Origin of the sequence: Paenibacillus sp. 8b26 (assembly GCF_050626875.1) — a bacterium.
Lineage (GTDB): Bacteria > Bacillota > Bacilli > Paenibacillales > Paenibacillaceae > Paenibacillus.
On sequence record NZ_CP192445.1, the window covers coordinates 3,691,340 to 3,706,490 of the forward strand.

16 protein-coding genes are annotated in these 15,151 nt (G+C 45.3%); 14 read left to right on the forward strand and 2 right to left on the reverse strand.

Annotated features, from left to right (window positions below; genetic code table 11):
• Positions 1-23: 23 nt before the first annotated feature.
• The gene (locus ACQ4MX_RS16980; RefSeq protein ID WP_431086153.1) at positions 24-1,418 is read left to right on the forward strand and encodes a hypothetical protein; all 1,395 of its coding nucleotides are present in this window, start codon (positions 24-26) and stop codon (positions 1,416-1,418) included.
• 28 nt (positions 1,419-1,446) lie between these two features.
• Positions 1,447-1,572 (forward strand): hypothetical protein, encoded by a 126-nt coding sequence (locus ACQ4MX_RS16985; RefSeq protein WP_014278618.1) that lies wholly within the window; start codon positions 1,447-1,449, stop codon positions 1,570-1,572.
• A 399-nt stretch (positions 1,573-1,971) separates the two neighbouring features.
• Here the strand turns inward: ACQ4MX_RS16985 and ACQ4MX_RS16990 are convergent, their stop codons facing one another.
• The gene (locus tag ACQ4MX_RS16990; protein ID WP_149094231.1) at positions 1,972-2,319 is read right to left on the reverse strand and encodes a hypothetical protein; all 348 of its coding nucleotides are present in this window, start codon (positions 2,317-2,319) and stop codon (positions 1,972-1,974) included.
• Positions 2,320-2,398: 79 nt separating this feature from the next.
• On the opposite strand from ACQ4MX_RS16990, the gene ACQ4MX_RS16995 reads away from it, so the two are divergent.
• The 10 genes from ACQ4MX_RS16995 (at position 2,399) to ACQ4MX_RS17040 (ending at position 11,919) form a co-directional block, all read left to right on the forward strand.
• Positions 2,399-3,859 (forward strand): lipase family protein, encoded by a 1,461-nt coding sequence (locus ACQ4MX_RS16995; RefSeq protein ID WP_431086156.1) that lies wholly within the window; start codon positions 2,399-2,401, stop codon positions 3,857-3,859.
• Positions 3,860-3,897: 38 nt separating this feature from the next.
• The gene (locus tag ACQ4MX_RS17000) at positions 3,898-4,194 is read left to right on the forward strand and encodes a WXG100 family type VII secretion target (protein WP_014278615.1); all 297 of its coding nucleotides are present in this window, start codon (positions 3,898-3,900) and stop codon (positions 4,192-4,194) included.
• Between the two features lie 32 nt (positions 4,195-4,226).
• On the forward strand, positions 4,227-4,538 hold the full coding sequence (locus ACQ4MX_RS17005) for a hypothetical protein (RefSeq protein ID WP_028540768.1): 312 nt from the start codon (positions 4,227-4,229) through the stop codon (positions 4,536-4,538).
• Positions 4,539-4,921: 383 nt separating this feature from the next.
• Entirely contained in the window at positions 4,922-5,266 is a 345-nt protein-coding gene (locus ACQ4MX_RS17010; protein WP_014278613.1) for a hypothetical protein, read from the forward strand.
• Positions 5,267-5,441: 175 nt separating this feature from the next.
• Positions 5,442-6,515: an ABC transporter substrate-binding protein gene (locus ACQ4MX_RS17015; RefSeq protein WP_134912050.1), complete on the forward strand. Its 1,074-nt coding sequence runs from the start codon at positions 5,442-5,444 to the stop codon at positions 6,513-6,515.
• Positions 6,515-7,444, forward strand: a complete 930-nt coding sequence (locus ACQ4MX_RS17020) for a nucleoside hydrolase (RefSeq protein ID WP_431086160.1) — start codon at positions 6,515-6,517, stop codon at positions 7,442-7,444. Before ACQ4MX_RS17015 ends, ACQ4MX_RS17020 begins: the two co-directional genes overlap by 1 nt.
• 27 nt (positions 7,445-7,471) lie before the next feature.
• Positions 7,472-8,293 carry an ABC transporter permease gene (locus ACQ4MX_RS17025; protein ID WP_431086162.1) on the forward strand — a complete coding sequence of 274 codons (822 nt, stop codon included), beginning with the start codon at positions 7,472-7,474 and terminating at the stop codon, positions 8,291-8,293.
• Between the two features lie 6 nt (positions 8,294-8,299).
• Positions 8,300-9,088 (forward strand): ABC transporter permease, encoded by a 789-nt coding sequence (locus ACQ4MX_RS17030; protein ID WP_192512115.1) that lies wholly within the window; start codon positions 8,300-8,302, stop codon positions 9,086-9,088.
• A gap of 16 nt (positions 9,089-9,104) precedes the next feature.
• Entirely contained in the window at positions 9,105-10,163 is a 1,059-nt protein-coding gene (locus ACQ4MX_RS17035) for an ABC transporter ATP-binding protein (RefSeq protein WP_134912053.1), read from the forward strand.
• Positions 10,164-10,191: 28 nt separating this feature from the next.
• Positions 10,192-11,919: an adenine deaminase C-terminal domain-containing protein gene (locus ACQ4MX_RS17040; RefSeq protein WP_431086164.1), complete on the forward strand. Its 1,728-nt coding sequence runs from the start codon at positions 10,192-10,194 to the stop codon at positions 11,917-11,919.
• 49 nt (positions 11,920-11,968) lie between these two features.
• On the opposite strand, the gene ACQ4MX_RS17045 is transcribed toward ACQ4MX_RS17040, so the two are convergent.
• Complete coding sequence (locus ACQ4MX_RS17045; protein ID WP_431086166.1) at positions 11,969-12,838, reverse strand: Rpn family recombination-promoting nuclease/putative transposase; 870 nt, start codon at positions 12,836-12,838, stop codon at positions 11,969-11,971.
• Positions 12,839-13,074: 236 nt separating this feature from the next.
• Here ACQ4MX_RS17045 and ACQ4MX_RS17050 point away from each other — a divergent pair, with 236 nt between their 5' ends.
• Both ACQ4MX_RS17050 and ACQ4MX_RS17055 read left to right on the forward strand, forming a co-directional pair.
• Positions 13,075-14,304, forward strand: coding sequence for a M20 metallopeptidase family protein (locus ACQ4MX_RS17050; protein WP_431086169.1), 1,230 nt, complete (start codon positions 13,075-13,077; stop codon positions 14,302-14,304).
• Positions 14,305-14,538: 234 nt separating this feature from the next.
• Positions 14,539-15,018, forward strand: coding sequence for a Dps family protein (locus ACQ4MX_RS17055; protein ID WP_431086171.1), 480 nt, complete (start codon positions 14,539-14,541; stop codon positions 15,016-15,018).
• Positions 15,019-15,151: the final 133 nt, after the last annotated feature.

Below are 15,151 nucleotides of genomic sequence, written 5' to 3' on the forward strand. Positions count from 1 at the left end.
TAGCTGACAAAAGGAGCAGATACATGGGATATCCAATCATCAAGTATAACGGAACGGTTTTATCTCTTAAAAATCCGAAAGTTAAAGTTGTACAGAAAATGAATGAGCATGTGAAAGTCTTTTTGACAGGTGTGTTAACCGGCACTCAAATGGAAGAGTACACAGATCATATGGAGGCAGGAGCTAAGTTAGTTGTTTCTTACCTGAATGATGATCAGAAGCAGATTGTGTTATTTCGCGGTTTAGTTACGCAGTTCAGAATCAAGCTGGTGTCCAATGTAGCTTATTTGGTCACTGAAGCTCTATCCTATACAAGCCAGCTGGATGAAGTACCTCATAGACAATCCTTTCAAAATGTAAAGATGAGGCTGCAAGCATTGCTTGAACATGTGCTCAAATCATATCCCAAAGCCAATTGTACGAGCCGCTTAAAAGATCAGCTTTTACAGGAATTTACGATGCAATTCGACGAAACGGACTGGTCGTTTCTGAAACGTATAGCGTCTCGGCTTGGTTGGGGACTGATACCTGATCCGATAGGAGAGAACCCTCAATTTTATTTTGGATTACCTGATGGTGTCCATAAAGGTGAGCTGAAACAGTATAACTACTCCATGACCAGAAAAACCAAACCAGGGGCAAGCAAAGACGACAATCTTTTGTATTATAAAGTGCAAACGACGGGGCCGAAAGATGTCCTGCTACAAATTGGGGCTGAGGTTAAATTCAAAGGGAAAGCTTTATACGTCTTGCAGTCTGTTGCGTTTATACGACACAATTCCTTATGGCATGAATATGTGCTAACCACCTCTGATGGAATGAAGCAGGAACTGATTGTAAACGAGAACATTCGTGGCATATCATTGAAGTCGAAAGTGATTGGAATTGAACAGGATCATGTGAAGGTATTCTTTTATGAAATGGATAAGGTCAAGCCGAACGTTAAGGAAACCTTTGCTTTTCCACATGCTACATTTTATACATCGGAAGGAAATACGGGATGGTACTGCATGCCGGAGCTTTTTGACTTTGTAGATATCTACTTTCCGACCCATAACGAAAAAGACGCTATTGTAACCCACTCGATCCGAAAGAGATCTAAAGGGGGAGACTTTATTAAGGACCCGTCAACGAAAATATTTATGACTAAGTACCGCAAAGCCATTATTTTTGAGAAAAATGAAATTTTAATCACGGGGAATGACGATGAAGTGGTGATTCGACTGCTGGATGACCATGGAATCGAACTGCGGAGTAAAAAGGACATCCGTGTTAAGGCTGACGGCAACTTAGTATTCAATGCGGGTAACACAATACAAGTCACAGCGAAGGATGCCATCGGTTTAAAATGTAAAACGAGTTTGGTAGAAATGGACGGTAACATCAAAATGACTGGAGAAAAGATAAAGACGCAATAACTAAATCCATCGTGAGAGGGTAAAAAGTATGGCTAAAGTAACTACTGGAGCAATTGTGAATGAGAAACCGCCTACCCAAGAAGATATGATCCAAGAATGGAAACGTAAAATAAGCAAAGGCGAATATCCTTTTATTCATGTAACTAAGCATTAAGTGAAGAGTATTAAATATGTTTAGCAACAAGTAAATAAGGCTCCTAAGGAGCCTTATTTGAGTTTGATGATCTATACCCTTTTAGCACTGTTATGTAGCCGTAAAGGTGAATTTTATTAACTACATTTGTCATTGCATACTCTTTAGTACAACAAATTAAAAATGATGTTCATCTATACAATTTTCCCCTAACATACAGTTACAAAGACCTATTCTACATAACTATGTACTATGACCAGATATACTGTATCCAATGACTTTATACTTATTTTTCCTCTCGGCTATATCGCTCGCAAAAAGGATGCACTATAATTATACTACTTCTTAATTTGGGAAAAATTAGACTTTAACATAGATTACAAATATGTTGAAAGTGAAATGCTCGATGAGTATCCCTTCTCAGGAAGAAGGGGTCTTGTATTTGGGAACTTCACTGTCGATAAACCAATCTGGCCCAGAGACGTCGATCACTTCTTTGGTTTTATAATTATAGTAGATGGTAATTTTGTTGTCTTCGTGGCCTTTAATGTACCCATACAGATAGAGCCTGGAGTGGACAGCAGGATCATCCACAGCATAATCCTTTAATATGAAATCGGCATTATAATGTTCTTTAATAAAGTCCACACCGATGGGAGTGGCGACGTCTACTAATTCTTGTTTCTCTTTGTCGGACAAGTTGGAACAACCTCCTAAATACATAACAATTAAAATAAGTGCCAGAATCAGTGGGATTTTTCTGTTCAAGTTACAATTCTCCTTTTCTGGTAATCACCTTTTTCATAACTCTATAATATATTTACACAATAGACAAGGTGGGAATAACTTGACCTACATTAACGATAAAACATACTGGACCATTGCGGATAAAGTTTATGACCGAGAGTTGACTGCCAAAGATTCTAAAAGCAGAATTCTTCCTGACTGGAAGATTGTTGAGCCTGAAGGAGCTAAGCTGCATGATACGAACGGTTCTGGATTTGATGCGACTGTATTCCTTAACGAGAAGACCAATCAGGTGATCATCGGTTATAGGGGTACAGAACCTCCAGATCGCCCCAAATGGAGCGTGGCGATGGACTGGGGAACGGATATCAGCGATGTCGTCGGAGGGCGCGCGAAAACGTTGGAAGAAGTCCATCAATATTATGAAAATAATAAGGCAGAGGTGGCTAAACTCCCACCACAAGTGCAAAGTGCATTTCTTCAATATGAGGAAAAGTATCAGAATAATCAATTTACACAAGCTGAGAATCTATATGATGTCGTAAAAAAACAGTATCCCTCTGCTGAAATAACGACCACAGGCCATTCTCTAGGAGGAGCGGAGGCAGAATATGTGGCGGTGCGGAACGGACTGACATCAGTCGCTTATAATCCACCAGGTATTGTACATCTGTTACCGGATGATCTTCAAAAGAAGGTGGAAAATGGCGATTTTCGAAAGACGAATGTCGCTTATGTCAATCCGAAAGATACTATCGGTTCGGGAGCTAATGATGCACAGCCACATGTGGGTACAACCTACTTTATAGACAATGATTATAAGACGGCTAATAAAGCCAAAATCACTATTCCTGTTTCATTACCAGTCGAAAGAGAAAATAAGTGGGCTAACTTTTTTTTGGGGCCCAAATGGTCTCCCATTGTGTATGTCCCGATTACGTTGCCTATGATGCAGCAAGATCCTATTACAAAGTTCTATAATTCGGTAATGGGAGAAGCAACACATAGCATGGATCATTTCACATTTGATGAAAACGGCAATATAATTAATCCACTGTACACGATGGACGGTCAATTGGTGGAAGGCAATCCACGGGTGCAGGCGTACGAGCAAATGCTGGCCGCCCGAGCAGAACTCAAGGAAGTCATGGGCGAACTGGTTGAACGCTACGGTGGACAAATGGGTGCTTTCGGGCAGTTTGCTGCTACTGCACTGGGAGTGAATATCCTGGGAGTAGGACAACAGCATGGTCGCTCCAATGGCGGTGCATATTTTGTGGGCAACAAAAATGGAGGCACAATTCAATTAACAACCGAAGAGCTAAAGCATGCGGCTAATCAGATGCGTTCCAGCTTGCATGGATTTTCTAGTGATACCCGTGCATCCATTCAGTTATTTCAGGCTCATATCGGAACAAGTGAAAGTCAGTCTTTGATCCCGCTTGCGCATAGTGCAACGGCAACACTGGATCGGATCAATCGCTGGTATCAGGAATCGATTACAGAGATAGCAGAGTATATAGATCGCAAGGGCCAGGAATTTACGATGGTGGATCAATAAAAAGAGCAGCTGGAAGAACACAACGGGAGGCAAAAGAGATGAGTAGAATATCTTTGAGCCTGGGGGATCTGCGTAGGGCTGTACAGCAGTGCGAGCAGCTAAAGCAAAGACTTCAGCATCAGGAGCAGCAGATGAGAAATATATATGGTCGTCTGCAAGACTGGAGGGGCGAATCGGCTGCTGAATTAACACGTAAAATGGAGACGTTTCTCCAAGGCACAACTGTACGAATACAGGAATTGGACGATCATAAAGAGCAGTTGAAACGTTATATTCGGAAAATGGAAGAAGCTGATCGGCGTGAGGAGAGACGCAAACGGGCTGCACAATGGTGATACAGGCGGACTGCAATAGTTAGGAGAACATCATGAAAGATCAAAATGCATTTGTCATTTTACTTATATTGAATATCGTTTATGGCTTAACGTTATTTGCCTATCCGGTCATGCTGATGGTGGTCGCATTTTCTTTCGATGCACCAACAGCTGGAGATTATCTCATCAGTTATATTTTTGCCTATGTCATAATGAGCTACCCGATAGGAGTATTTATTTCATGGAGCTGTTGGTATTTTTATCATCGTTATGCTTTTAAGAAGGCATATATCATAGCTAACTTTATGCTGCTGTGGCCAGCTACTCTTGTAGTGTCCTCGTGGATTCAATCGGCTTTTTCTTGAAGGGGTTCCCATCTGGCCCAGTCAGCTACATAACATAAAAAAAACCGTACAATCGCTAGGGGACTCCCGCGGGGTACGGTTAAATGCGTTTAAATAAAAACTACATATATAGTAGAAGAAAAAAATATTCTCCCAGAGTGGTGATAACGCCTTTGTAGTCTGCTTTAATTTTCCTGCGGGGAATATAGTATCGTTCGGAAGCTTAAGGGTTAGACGAAAAAAGTGTAAAAATGTTGAAAAGCTACAAAGTTCGACATATTGTTCGCTTTTTCGCATCATATGTTATTGCATTAGGGATTTTTATTGCTATTTATCATATATTTATGTATAATCTATCGTGTTGAAAGATTGATTGTACGTAATATGCTGATGAGGGTGGGTTCATGACGCTGCTCGACAGTAATGAAAGCAAGAAGCGGATGTGCCAGATTTACAACGAAATTTCAAAGGAACTGTTCGGCTTCGGGACCACGCTACTGCGGGCCACCGTTGAGAACAACATTGTTACCTTTGTGGCGAAGCACCGGCGTTCTCCACGCTCGGCGGCATTGGAAGTGGAAGCCCCCGGCTTGAAGCTGGAAGTGGATTTCCGAATGTCCATGCTGTATAAGAAGAGACTTCGCGAGAAGCTGATTGAGGATATGGGGCTCGATATTGAAGCTCTGCTGCGCGACTATGATTCAGCAACGCAGTGGGCAATCACGAACATCATACTGAAGGAATCCTAATACAATTGGATATTCGGCTTTTCGCTTCGGATCTATCTGAGGGGAGAACCTGTTATAACGCGCAGCGGAATCAACTTATTCTTTGTTTACGAAGAAAAGTATTCTTGTTTTACAAGAGTACTTTTCTTTTTTGTGTTATCAGGTTCGCAGAATGAATAAATAGGGGGAGTTTCAAATGAAAAAATGGTTTAAAGGGTTCATGGCTTTGACCTTGGCATCTGTTGTGCTTGCAGGTTGTGGCAGCAATGCTACCGGAGGTCAGGAAGATGGAAAAAGCAACTCGGCTGATGGCAAGAAGAAGCTAATCATTTCCACATGGGGCTTCTCCGAAGACTTCTTTAACAAAGAAGTGTACGAGCCTTTTGAGAAGGAACACAACGTTGATATTGTAGTAGAGATTGGGAATAACGCAGAACGTTTGAACAAAATTAGTCAAGGGAGCACAGACGTCGATCTGATTTATCTGTCTGATTATTATGCTCAACAGGGGATTCAACAGGGTTTGTTTGAAAAGCTGGATCGTAGCAAGGTGCCGAACCTGAATCAAATTTATGATATTGCCAAAGCGCCGCTGGGTGAGGAATATGGCCCTGCTTATACGATTGGGCGCCTCGGTATTGCTTACAACCCGGAGCTGGTTAAAAAGAATGTGACTTCTTGGGCTGACCTGTGGGGCAGTGAGTTCAAAGGAAACGTGACTCTGCCGAACATTACGGCCACGGCTGGACCGATGGTTGTTGATGCGGCCTCCAAGGTAGCGGGTAGTAAGGAATTTAATGAGGATCAGGCATTCGGGAAACTGAAAGAGCTGAGTCCGAATATCGTTAAGTTTTATAGCAAAACCTCCGAATTCGTCAACATGTTCAGTCAGCAGGAAATCGCGGGCGGACCGATTATGGAGATGTATTTCAAAGATTTGCAAGCAGCTGTGCCTGGAGCCAAATTTGTAGCGCCGAGTGAAGGGGCTTATGCAGTAATGAACACGATCAACGTGGTTAAAGGCTCCGACCAAAAAGAACTGGCTGAGGAATTTATCAACTGGCAGCTGAGCAAGGAAGTTCAAGAGAAGTCTGCCAAGGCAAAGGTTGATTCTCCGGTGAATACGCAGGTGGTGCTGTCCGGTGCGGACACAGAAGGAATTACGTATGGTGCAGATGTGGTAAACAAGCTGACCAAGCTGGATATGAAATTCGTCAATGACCATATCAAGGAATGGACGGACCGTTGGAACCGGGAAGTTGCCCAATAATGAAAAAAGTCATATTAGATGTAGATACAGGTATTGATGATGCGTTGGGTATTTTATTAGCGGCCAAAAGCGGCCAGTTGGATGTTACAGCTATTACCACCGTGTGCGGTAATGTATCGCTTAAACAGGCAACATTGAACACATGCAAAATCCTCGACCTTTTGGATAGACCGGATGTTCCGGTCTATCGGGGGGCCGATGCTCCCTTGATCCGTAAAGGATTGCATGAGCATCGTATTCATGGAGAAGACGGCATTGGCGGCGCATTGAGTAGGGTTGTCCCTGCTATTTCTGCGTCCGAAGGCTTTGCGCCGGACATCATCATTGATACAGTCATGGCTCATCCGGGAGAACTGACGCTGGTTTGCACCGGGCCGCTCACGAATCTGGCGTTGGCGCTTCTGAAATGTCCGGAGTTGACGCAATACGTCAATGAGGTCATTTTTATGGGCGGTGTTATTCACGGGTGCGGCAATATTACACCTGTAGCGGAATATAACATGTATGCTGACCCTGAAGCCGCACGGATCGTATTTCATGCCGGATTTGGGCGCTTGATACAGGTTGGTCTGGATGTAACAAGGAAGGCGCTGCTGACTGCGGATCATATTGCCCGCCTGACCGATCCGGCGATTCGCGGCTATGTGGCTGACAGCACCGCCATCTATACCAAGCGCTATGAGGAACGCAACGGGGTAAAAGCATGTGCGCTTCATGATCCGCTTGCTGTAGGCGTTGCTCTGAATTCGAGTCTGGTAGAAACTTCGCCCATGTATGTCGATGTGGAAACCTCCAGTCGGATATGTGACGGACAAACGGTGGGCGATGTGCAGAATCGTCTCAATCATAGTCCAAACATGAACGTGTGTGAACAGGTGGACAACGAGGCATTTCTGGAGCTATTTATTCAGGTGCTGAACAAGGAATAACATTTTGATAACCGCAAGGAGCTACCCATGAAGAAAACATACTTGTATTGGCTGCTGCTGCCAGGTCTGCTCTTTCTGGCGGTGTTCATGGTCATTCCGATTGTGTTGACGATCGGCTCGACCTTCGTACAGAACAGCTCATTCACCCTAGAAGGCTATCTCCATTTCTTCAAGGACCCTTATTTTCTGAAAATATTGCTGACTACGCTGGAAGTCAGTGTCGTTACGACGCTCGTATGCGTACTGCTCGGCTTCCCGACAGCTTATTATATTTCGCAAAAGGCCCCGCGCCGTAAAGGGGTTTTGCTGGCCTTGGCAATCTTTCCCTTGTTGACCAGTCCAGTGGTGCGTTCATTTAGCTGGATGGTCATTTTGGGTCGTAAAGGGCTGTTGAATAACGTGCTCATCGATCTAGGACTCGTTGATGAGCCGCTGAATATTTTGTATACTCCGGCGGCAATGATTATTGGTTTGGTTCATTTGTTTCTACCACTGATGATTATTTCACTGATTGGTGTACTCGAAAATATCGACGGTGATCTTGTCCATGCGGCTCAAAGTCTCGGTGCATCACGTTTCAGTGCATTCCGTAAAATTGTGTTTCCGCTGTCTGTACCGGGTCTGATTATCGGAAGCATTCTCGTTTTCGTGGGCAGCCTGACGGCGTATACTACACCAGCACTACTTGGAGGGAAACAGCGCGTCATTGCTACATTTTTGTATCAAAATGCGATGACGCTGAATGACTGGTTTCTCGCCTCCGTTATTGCAACGATTATGATTGTCATTACATTTATCGTGGTCGGTCTCTTAAATAAGGCGGCCCATAAACTCAATCCGAAGGGGTAGGTGGATATGCGGGAGAAACATTACGGACTAGGCTTCTTTAGCCTGCTGGTCTTCATCTTTCTGCTCGGTCCGCTGTTGATCATATCGGTCACTTCTTTCGAGCCGGGCACGGTATTAAAATTTCCTCCGCAGGGTTTTTCCTTGCGCTGGTATCAAAATATTTTTGAAGTAGACCTGTTTATGTCCACGTTCAAAACGTCGATTGTCGTCTCTCTGCTGGGTAACATTTTGGCGCTGCTGATCGGCATGCCTGCCGCTTATGCGCTTAGTCGTTTTTCGTTTCACGGGAAGGATGCACTGAATGCCTTGTTCCTCTCCCCGCTGCTTATACCGGGTATTGTGCTTGGTTTTACACTGCTGCGCTATTTGATCATTGTTTATCATTTGCCGGTATACGCAGGATTGTTGATCGGACATACGGTGATTATGCTGCCGTTCATTATACGGGTCATTGCGTCCAGCTTGTCCAACTTTGATTTTGCGATTGAGGAAGCAGCGCTCAGCTTGGGAGCTGGACGGCTGGAAACCTTTTTCAAGGTGGTTCTGCCCAACATCCGCTCAGGTATTATTGCGGCTATCCTGATTGCCTTTCTGGAATCATTCAACAATGTCGACATTTCCGTCTTCATGACAGGACCGGGCTTCAGCACCCTGCCCATTCAAATGCTGACCTACGTCGAAAATTATTTTGACCCGACGATTGCAGCGATTTCGGTAATGCTGATGATATTGACCGGTATTCTGATGTTCTTGATTGAACGACTGATGGGATTGTCTTACTTCACTAAAAGGTAATGGAGGCTTCAACCATATGGCACTGCTTACTCTGGATCGCGTATCGGTCGCTTATGACAATCAACTGATCTTGCAGGATTTCGATTTGCAGCTCGAACGGGGGCAATTGCTCTCGCTGCTCGGACCGAGTGGATGTGGCAAAACGACCACGCTTCGTCTGATTGCAGGATTTCTCGAAGCTAAACAAGGAACATTTTTGTTTGGCGATAAGGATTACACTCGGGTTCCGGTGAATAAACGGAATTTCGGTTTTGTATTCCAAAGCTATGCGCTTTTCCCGCATTTGTCCGTTTTTGATAATGTTGCCTTTGGCCTGCGGTTGCGCAAGGTGAAGGAAGATGATGTAAAACGCCGTGTTATGGCTATGCTGGATACGGTCAGTCTGGGGGGCTTTGAAAAGCGGTTCCCCGGTGAATTGTCCGGTGGACAGCGTCAGCGTGTTGCGATTGCGCGGGCACTTGTGATTGAACCCGACCTGCTGTTGTTCGATGAACCGCTGAGCAATCTGGATGCGAACCTGCGTGTGAATATGCGTGTGGAAATTCGCCGTATTCAACAGGAATTGGGGATTACCACCGTATACGTATCGCATGATCAGGAGGAATGTTTTTCGATTTCTGACCGGGTTGCGATTATGAACAAGGGGAATATCGAGCAGTTGGATGCGCCATCGACGATTTTTAAATATCCAACCACCGAATTTGTCGCCCGTTTTATTGGATTCAATAATTTCCTGTCCTTTGACGAGCGTGCTGAGGAGGGGGAACGAATTCGTCTGAGTACAAGCGATCTTTCGTTCAGTGTGGCCCGTAATCAGGGTACAGTCCAGCCGGGTGCCCGTCAGGGGGCTATTCGTCCGGATGATTTGGTTATCCGCACAGAAGGCAATGAGACGGGGGAAAATGAGCTTCCCGGCATCATTAAAGTGAGCACTTACCTGGGACGTAGCTATCAGTATGTGATAGAAACGGCGAAAGGAAGCTTCACCGCCAATCAGGAGATGGACACGCCGTACCTGAGCGGTCAACGGGTTACGCTGCATTTTCCGGCAGATAAAATGGTGCTGGTCCAATAATCAGCGGGTTCAATGAAGGAGATACATCATGCGTGCAGACAAAATGATTTTACAAGTAAAAGTGTATAACAGCTATTACAAGACGTTCGAGGAAGGCAATGTTGCTATACTTGACGGAAAATTTATGTATATCGGTCAGCGTGGCCTGGAGTCGTTTGAAGTGAATGAAATTGTGGAAGGGCACGGGAAATATATGATTCCCGGCCTGATCGACATTCATCTGCATATCGAGAGTACAATGGTGACACCGGCAACCTTTTCCTATGGGCTCATTCGCAACGGTGTAACGACGATTGTACCGGAACCGCACGAAATGGCGAATGTTTTCGGATTGGAAGGCATCCAGGAAATGATGACGGCCAGCAAGGAGTGCGTAGCTGATATGTTCTATGGCATTCCAAGCTCTGTCCCGGCAACACCTCTGGAGACCTCGGGTGGGGAGATTGATATTCCTGAGATTGATGCACTGTTGCAAACCGGTGAGATGATCTGCCTGGGTGAAATTATGAACTATGTGGATGTGATTCGTGACCCGGAGAGTAAGACCAATCGCATTTTACGCCATGTTCGTGAACATTACCCGGAGCTGATCATTGAAGGGCATACGCCGCAGTTGCTTGATCTGGACCTGCATCAGTTGATCTATGCGGGAATTGGTTCGGACCATACCCACCAAAGCATTGAAGGCATGAAGGCGCGTATGGCTGCGGGGATGTTCATCGAGATTCAGGAAAAATCCATGACCCCTGAAGTGATGGAGTATTTGATTCAGGAAGACGTGGCGCAGCATTTTTGCTTTGTAACGGACGATGTGATGCCGGATTCCTTCGTAGAGCGTGGGCATCTGAACCATATTGTAAGCAAAGCAATCGGGATGGGCATGAAGCCTGAAGATGCGATCTATGCAGCTACGTTCACGCCTGCGACACGGATGCGTATGCACGACCGGGGCACGATAGCGCCGGGGAAAATAGCTGATTTTGTATTGTTGTCCGACCTGAACCATCTTGAAGTAGAACGGGTGTACAAGGATGGGCAAAAGGTATTCGATAAATTTGAGGAGTATCATCAAGAGTCGTTAAGCTGCCGTTTTCCACCTCATTTTTACCAAAGTGTAAAGCTGAAGCCACTCACGGAGCAGGATTTTACTGTAGAGCTGGATGTAGCGGATGGTACGCATCATTGCCGTATTATGATGGTGAAGGACGGATCGACCTTTACGAGCGAACGAATTGCACCTGAGCAAGTGGCGAATGGTGAGCTGATGTGGGAACAGAGTGAACACGGGCTTATCGCTACTTTTGAGCGGTATGGCAAGAATGGTAACCGGGCCTATGGTTTGATCGGGGGAGACACGATTAAGCGCGGGGCGGTGGCAACCACGTATTCGCACGATAACCATAACTTGCTGGTCGTGGGGCATAACAAGCAGGATATGATATTGGCGGCGAATACGGTTCTTTCCAGTCAAGGCGGCTTTTGCGTAGTTGAAAATGGCAAGGTGCTGTCCCATCTGCCGTTAACCGTAGGCGGGATTTTAACAGAAGGACCGCTGGAAATGGTAGCGGCCCACGTGAAGGAGCTGCGTTCTGCCTTGCTGTCGCTCGGCTACCGCCATTACAATCCAATCATGTCGCTGAGCACTCATTCTTTGCCAGTCAGCCCGGCTTTGAAAATTACGGATCACGGCCTGATTGATGTAAACGCAGGCAAGGTTGTACCCTTGATTGTGGACCCTTCGGAGATAAAAGAATAATAGTAGAGCCGACCCTCTTACGGGTCGGCTCTTTTTTGAGTGGTTAGGGTTATGGTTGAAGTGATTTTACTTCAGCTACTGATAACCCGGATGCTTTAGTGATAATATCTATATCTACGCCCAAACGGAGCATATTTCGTGCAATTTCAGCCTGGCTTTCGGCTTTCCCTTCGGCTTTCCCTTCGGCTTTGCCTTCCGCCTTACCTTCTTCTTTTGCTCCTTCAATCATGGATGCCTCATCGTGTAAATATCGTTGTCTTGCTTCATATTGAAGACGGGCTTCCCGATCCTGACTTAGAAATTCCAAGGTGTTCATCGCTTTTTTCAGTACAGGCTCGTTCATGGTCAGCACCTCCCATTGTGATGGATTCGCTCCTTTTAGAAACAAAAGCCAGTTTACCAATCCGCCGCCCTCCATAGGTACAGTACGATGGTCAAGCTTCGGTAACTCCAAAAAGTGTAGCTCAATATCATCGCTAAGTGAAATGCCTGTTCGGTCTTCACGGAGATGATATACATTATGATATTGATCATTCGGCAAAAAAGAGTAGTTCAGAATATTAATCGTCACACATTTTCGAAGCAGTTTGTAGGACTGTCCTTCCTGCAACTGGCCAGCATACTGCTTGCTCCAGTAAAACAAAGTTCTTTTATCGGTGTCGTATTTATTGAATAACTGCATCTCCACATTAATAAGTTCACCCTCGGAGGTTCTGGCCCGAATGTCCAGAATGGATTGCTTATCACGAGGCGCATCTTTATCCGTATAAGGATTAAGTAAAATAATTTCAGTCAGTTGCGGTTTACCTGCTTCGGCAAACGTGTGATTCAAGAATGTTAGCAACACATCCCGATTTTCATCGCTTCCAAAGATACGTTTAAACAAAAAATCATTTCGAGGATCAAGTAGCTCTGTCATGTACACCAACCCCATTTTATATCCTATTATACCACGTAAGCCATAACTCACATACACATACGACTGTGAACAAGGTAGTGATACTGACGACTCTTTAACAGACAAAATTAACATCTTCTATATTCGTATTGATGTAACCTATGTATAACGCGTTGACGGCATGCAGGGATAAAGACTACATTTAGGCTGATATATACTATAAATATTCCGATAAGATTTTAGGAGAGTGTTCAATAATGACTCGTGCTTTTGATGATCTTGTAGTGCCGGACGCGTTGGAAACGGATTTGATTGCATTTCGACGGGAATTGCATCGTTACCCGGAAGTTTTGTTTGAGGTGGAACGGACGGCTGCGTACATAGCGGAGCTTCTCCAAAGCTGGGGGCTGGAGGTGCAGACAGGAGTCGGGAAGCATTTTGGTAAGGGAGTTGTCGGTATATTGCGCGGGACACAGGCTGGGGACACGGTGCTACTGCGTACGGATATAGATGCTTTGCCTGTAACAGAGCAAAACACCGCCGATTATATCTCCATGATCCCCGGAGTCATGCACGCGTGCGGGCATGATGCACATACGGCGATGCTGTTGGGAGCCGCTCAGGTGCTTAGTCATAATCGGGATCAGGTTCGAGGTACGATTAAGTTTGTTTTTCAGCCAGCAGAGGAGGGGGCGTTGGTGTCTCCCCTGGATGGCAGGCTGATTAGTGGAGGAAGGGATATGATCGAGGATGGTGTCCTGGAGGATGTAAAGACAGTGTTTGCCATGCACGTATGGCCTGATTTCCCTGTAGGAACGATTGGATTTCATCCGCACACGGCTATGGCCGCTTCTTCTCATTTTACAATCCAGTTTGCCGGACTTTCGGGACATCACAGCACGCCCCATCTTTCCTCAGATGCTATAATTATGGTCGCTCAATTTATCACGGATATTAAAATATTTATGTCCACCGCCATCGACCCGCAGGAAGCTGCTGTCCTATCTTTCGGTACACTGCAAGCAGGCAGCGCCAAAAATGTCATCGCAGGGCACAGCGAAATTACTGGAACCTTCCGGGCTTTTCGCACTGAGACGGTTGAACGGATCACCCAAGCGATTGCGGATCGCGCGAACAGCATTGTATCTTTACATGGCGGCTCCGCACATATTACGCAACGAACCGGAACGGTTCTTCATAATGACCCTGTGGTCGTACAAGCAGCGGTGCGCGCGGCAGAGAAAGTCTTTGGAGCGGAAAGTACGAAGCTGCTGGATACTCCCTTTTTGGCCGGGGAAGATTTTGCGCTGTACACACAGCATATTCCCGGCGTATTTGGTTTTATAGGGATAAGCACGCCAGATACACAGCAAGCATATCCGCTGCACCATCCCCAATTCGATATCGACGAACGAGCCTTGATTTTGGGTACACGAATGCATATAGAGTTTGCGTTGCAGGCATTGAACGAAGTGAAGGATAACTGAATTTTCAAAGGCTCTGACACTTCACGTAATCTTCATGATTAAGACCTGATAAGCTCTTGAAAATAACTGAGTTAGTGTTATAATTAAAACAGGATTTAGATTAAGTCTAAATTAATTACTGAGTATTTATTGGAATCACGCATGGGATTTACAGGTTAATCAAACACTAATGTCAACGGAAATTCAGGCTTCACTCCAACTATACTATTGATGATCATGAGAGGGGAATTACACATGAGTACATTAAATCACACGAACGTTCAACCTACACAAGAGGCTATTCAAGAATTGCATAAGGCTTTGAACCGTCAGGTAGCTACCTGGTCGGTGTTGTACACGAAGCTGCATTATTTCCACTGGTACGTAAAAGGACCTCATTTCTTCACACTGCATGCTAAATTTGAGGAGCTTTATAATGAAGCGACAGCTAATCTGGACACTATTGCTGAACGTTTGCTGGCTATTGGCGGCCGTCCGGCTGCTACCTTGAAGGAGCACCTACAACTGTCAGCTATTCAGGAATCCGCAGGTGAGCAGGCAGCCGAAGATATGGTAAAATCCGTGGTTGGGGATTTCAAAACCATCACGACTGAGCTGGCTAACGGCATGGAAGCAGCGGATGCGGCACATGACAAAGCGACAGAGGATCTTCTTAATGGTCTGAGAGAAACGGTGGATAAACATATCTGGATGCTTAGTGCATATTTGGGATAATCTTCTGGGAGGGATTCCCACGGATATGAAGATCAGGTGAACAAGACACTCATCCCGTTGGTTCCAGACCGCCACTGGAGTATAATGACGGATAGGCGTGAAAGACAACGGGCTCATAAGTATGGAGAACTGC

Excerpts from the sequence above, each read along its gene's own strand:
- ACQ4MX_RS16980 (WP_431086153.1), top strand. The coding sequence starts at position 24 with ATGGGATATCCAATCATCAAGTATAACGGAACGGTTTTATCTCTTAAA.
- ACQ4MX_RS17015 (WP_134912050.1), top strand. The coding sequence starts at position 5,442 with ATGAAAAAATGGTTTAAAGGGTTCATGGCTTTGACCTTGGCATCTGTT.
- ACQ4MX_RS17000 (WP_014278615.1), top strand. The coding sequence starts at position 3,898 with ATGAGTAGAATATCTTTGAGCCTGGGGGATCTGCGTAGGGCTGTACAG.
- ACQ4MX_RS16985 (WP_014278618.1), top strand. The coding sequence starts at position 1,447 with ATGGCTAAAGTAACTACTGGAGCAATTGTGAATGAGAAACCGCCTACC.
- ACQ4MX_RS17005 (WP_028540768.1), top strand. The coding sequence starts at position 4,227 with ATGAAAGATCAAAATGCATTTGTCATTTTACTTATATTGAATATCGTT.
- ACQ4MX_RS17045 (WP_431086166.1), bottom strand. The coding sequence starts at position 12,838 with ATGACAGAGCTACTTGATCCTCGAAATGATTTTTTGTTTAAACGTATC.
- ACQ4MX_RS17020 (WP_431086160.1), top strand. The coding sequence starts at position 6,515 with ATGAAAAAAGTCATATTAGATGTAGATACAGGTATTGATGATGCGTTG.
- ACQ4MX_RS17025 (WP_431086162.1), top strand. The coding sequence starts at position 7,472 with ATGAAGAAAACATACTTGTATTGGCTGCTGCTGCCAGGTCTGCTCTTT.
- ACQ4MX_RS17030 (WP_192512115.1), top strand. The coding sequence starts at position 8,300 with ATGCGGGAGAAACATTACGGACTAGGCTTCTTTAGCCTGCTGGTCTTC.
- ACQ4MX_RS17040 (WP_431086164.1), top strand. The coding sequence starts at position 10,192 with ATGCGTGCAGACAAAATGATTTTACAAGTAAAAGTGTATAACAGCTAT.
- ACQ4MX_RS17055 (WP_431086171.1), top strand. The coding sequence starts at position 14,539 with ATGAGTACATTAAATCACACGAACGTTCAACCTACACAAGAGGCTATT.
- ACQ4MX_RS17010 (WP_014278613.1), top strand. The coding sequence starts at position 4,922 with ATGACGCTGCTCGACAGTAATGAAAGCAAGAAGCGGATGTGCCAGATT.
- ACQ4MX_RS17050 (WP_431086169.1), top strand. The coding sequence starts at position 13,075 with ATGACTCGTGCTTTTGATGATCTTGTAGTGCCGGACGCGTTGGAAACG.
- ACQ4MX_RS17035 (WP_134912053.1), top strand. The coding sequence starts at position 9,105 with ATGGCACTGCTTACTCTGGATCGCGTATCGGTCGCTTATGACAATCAA.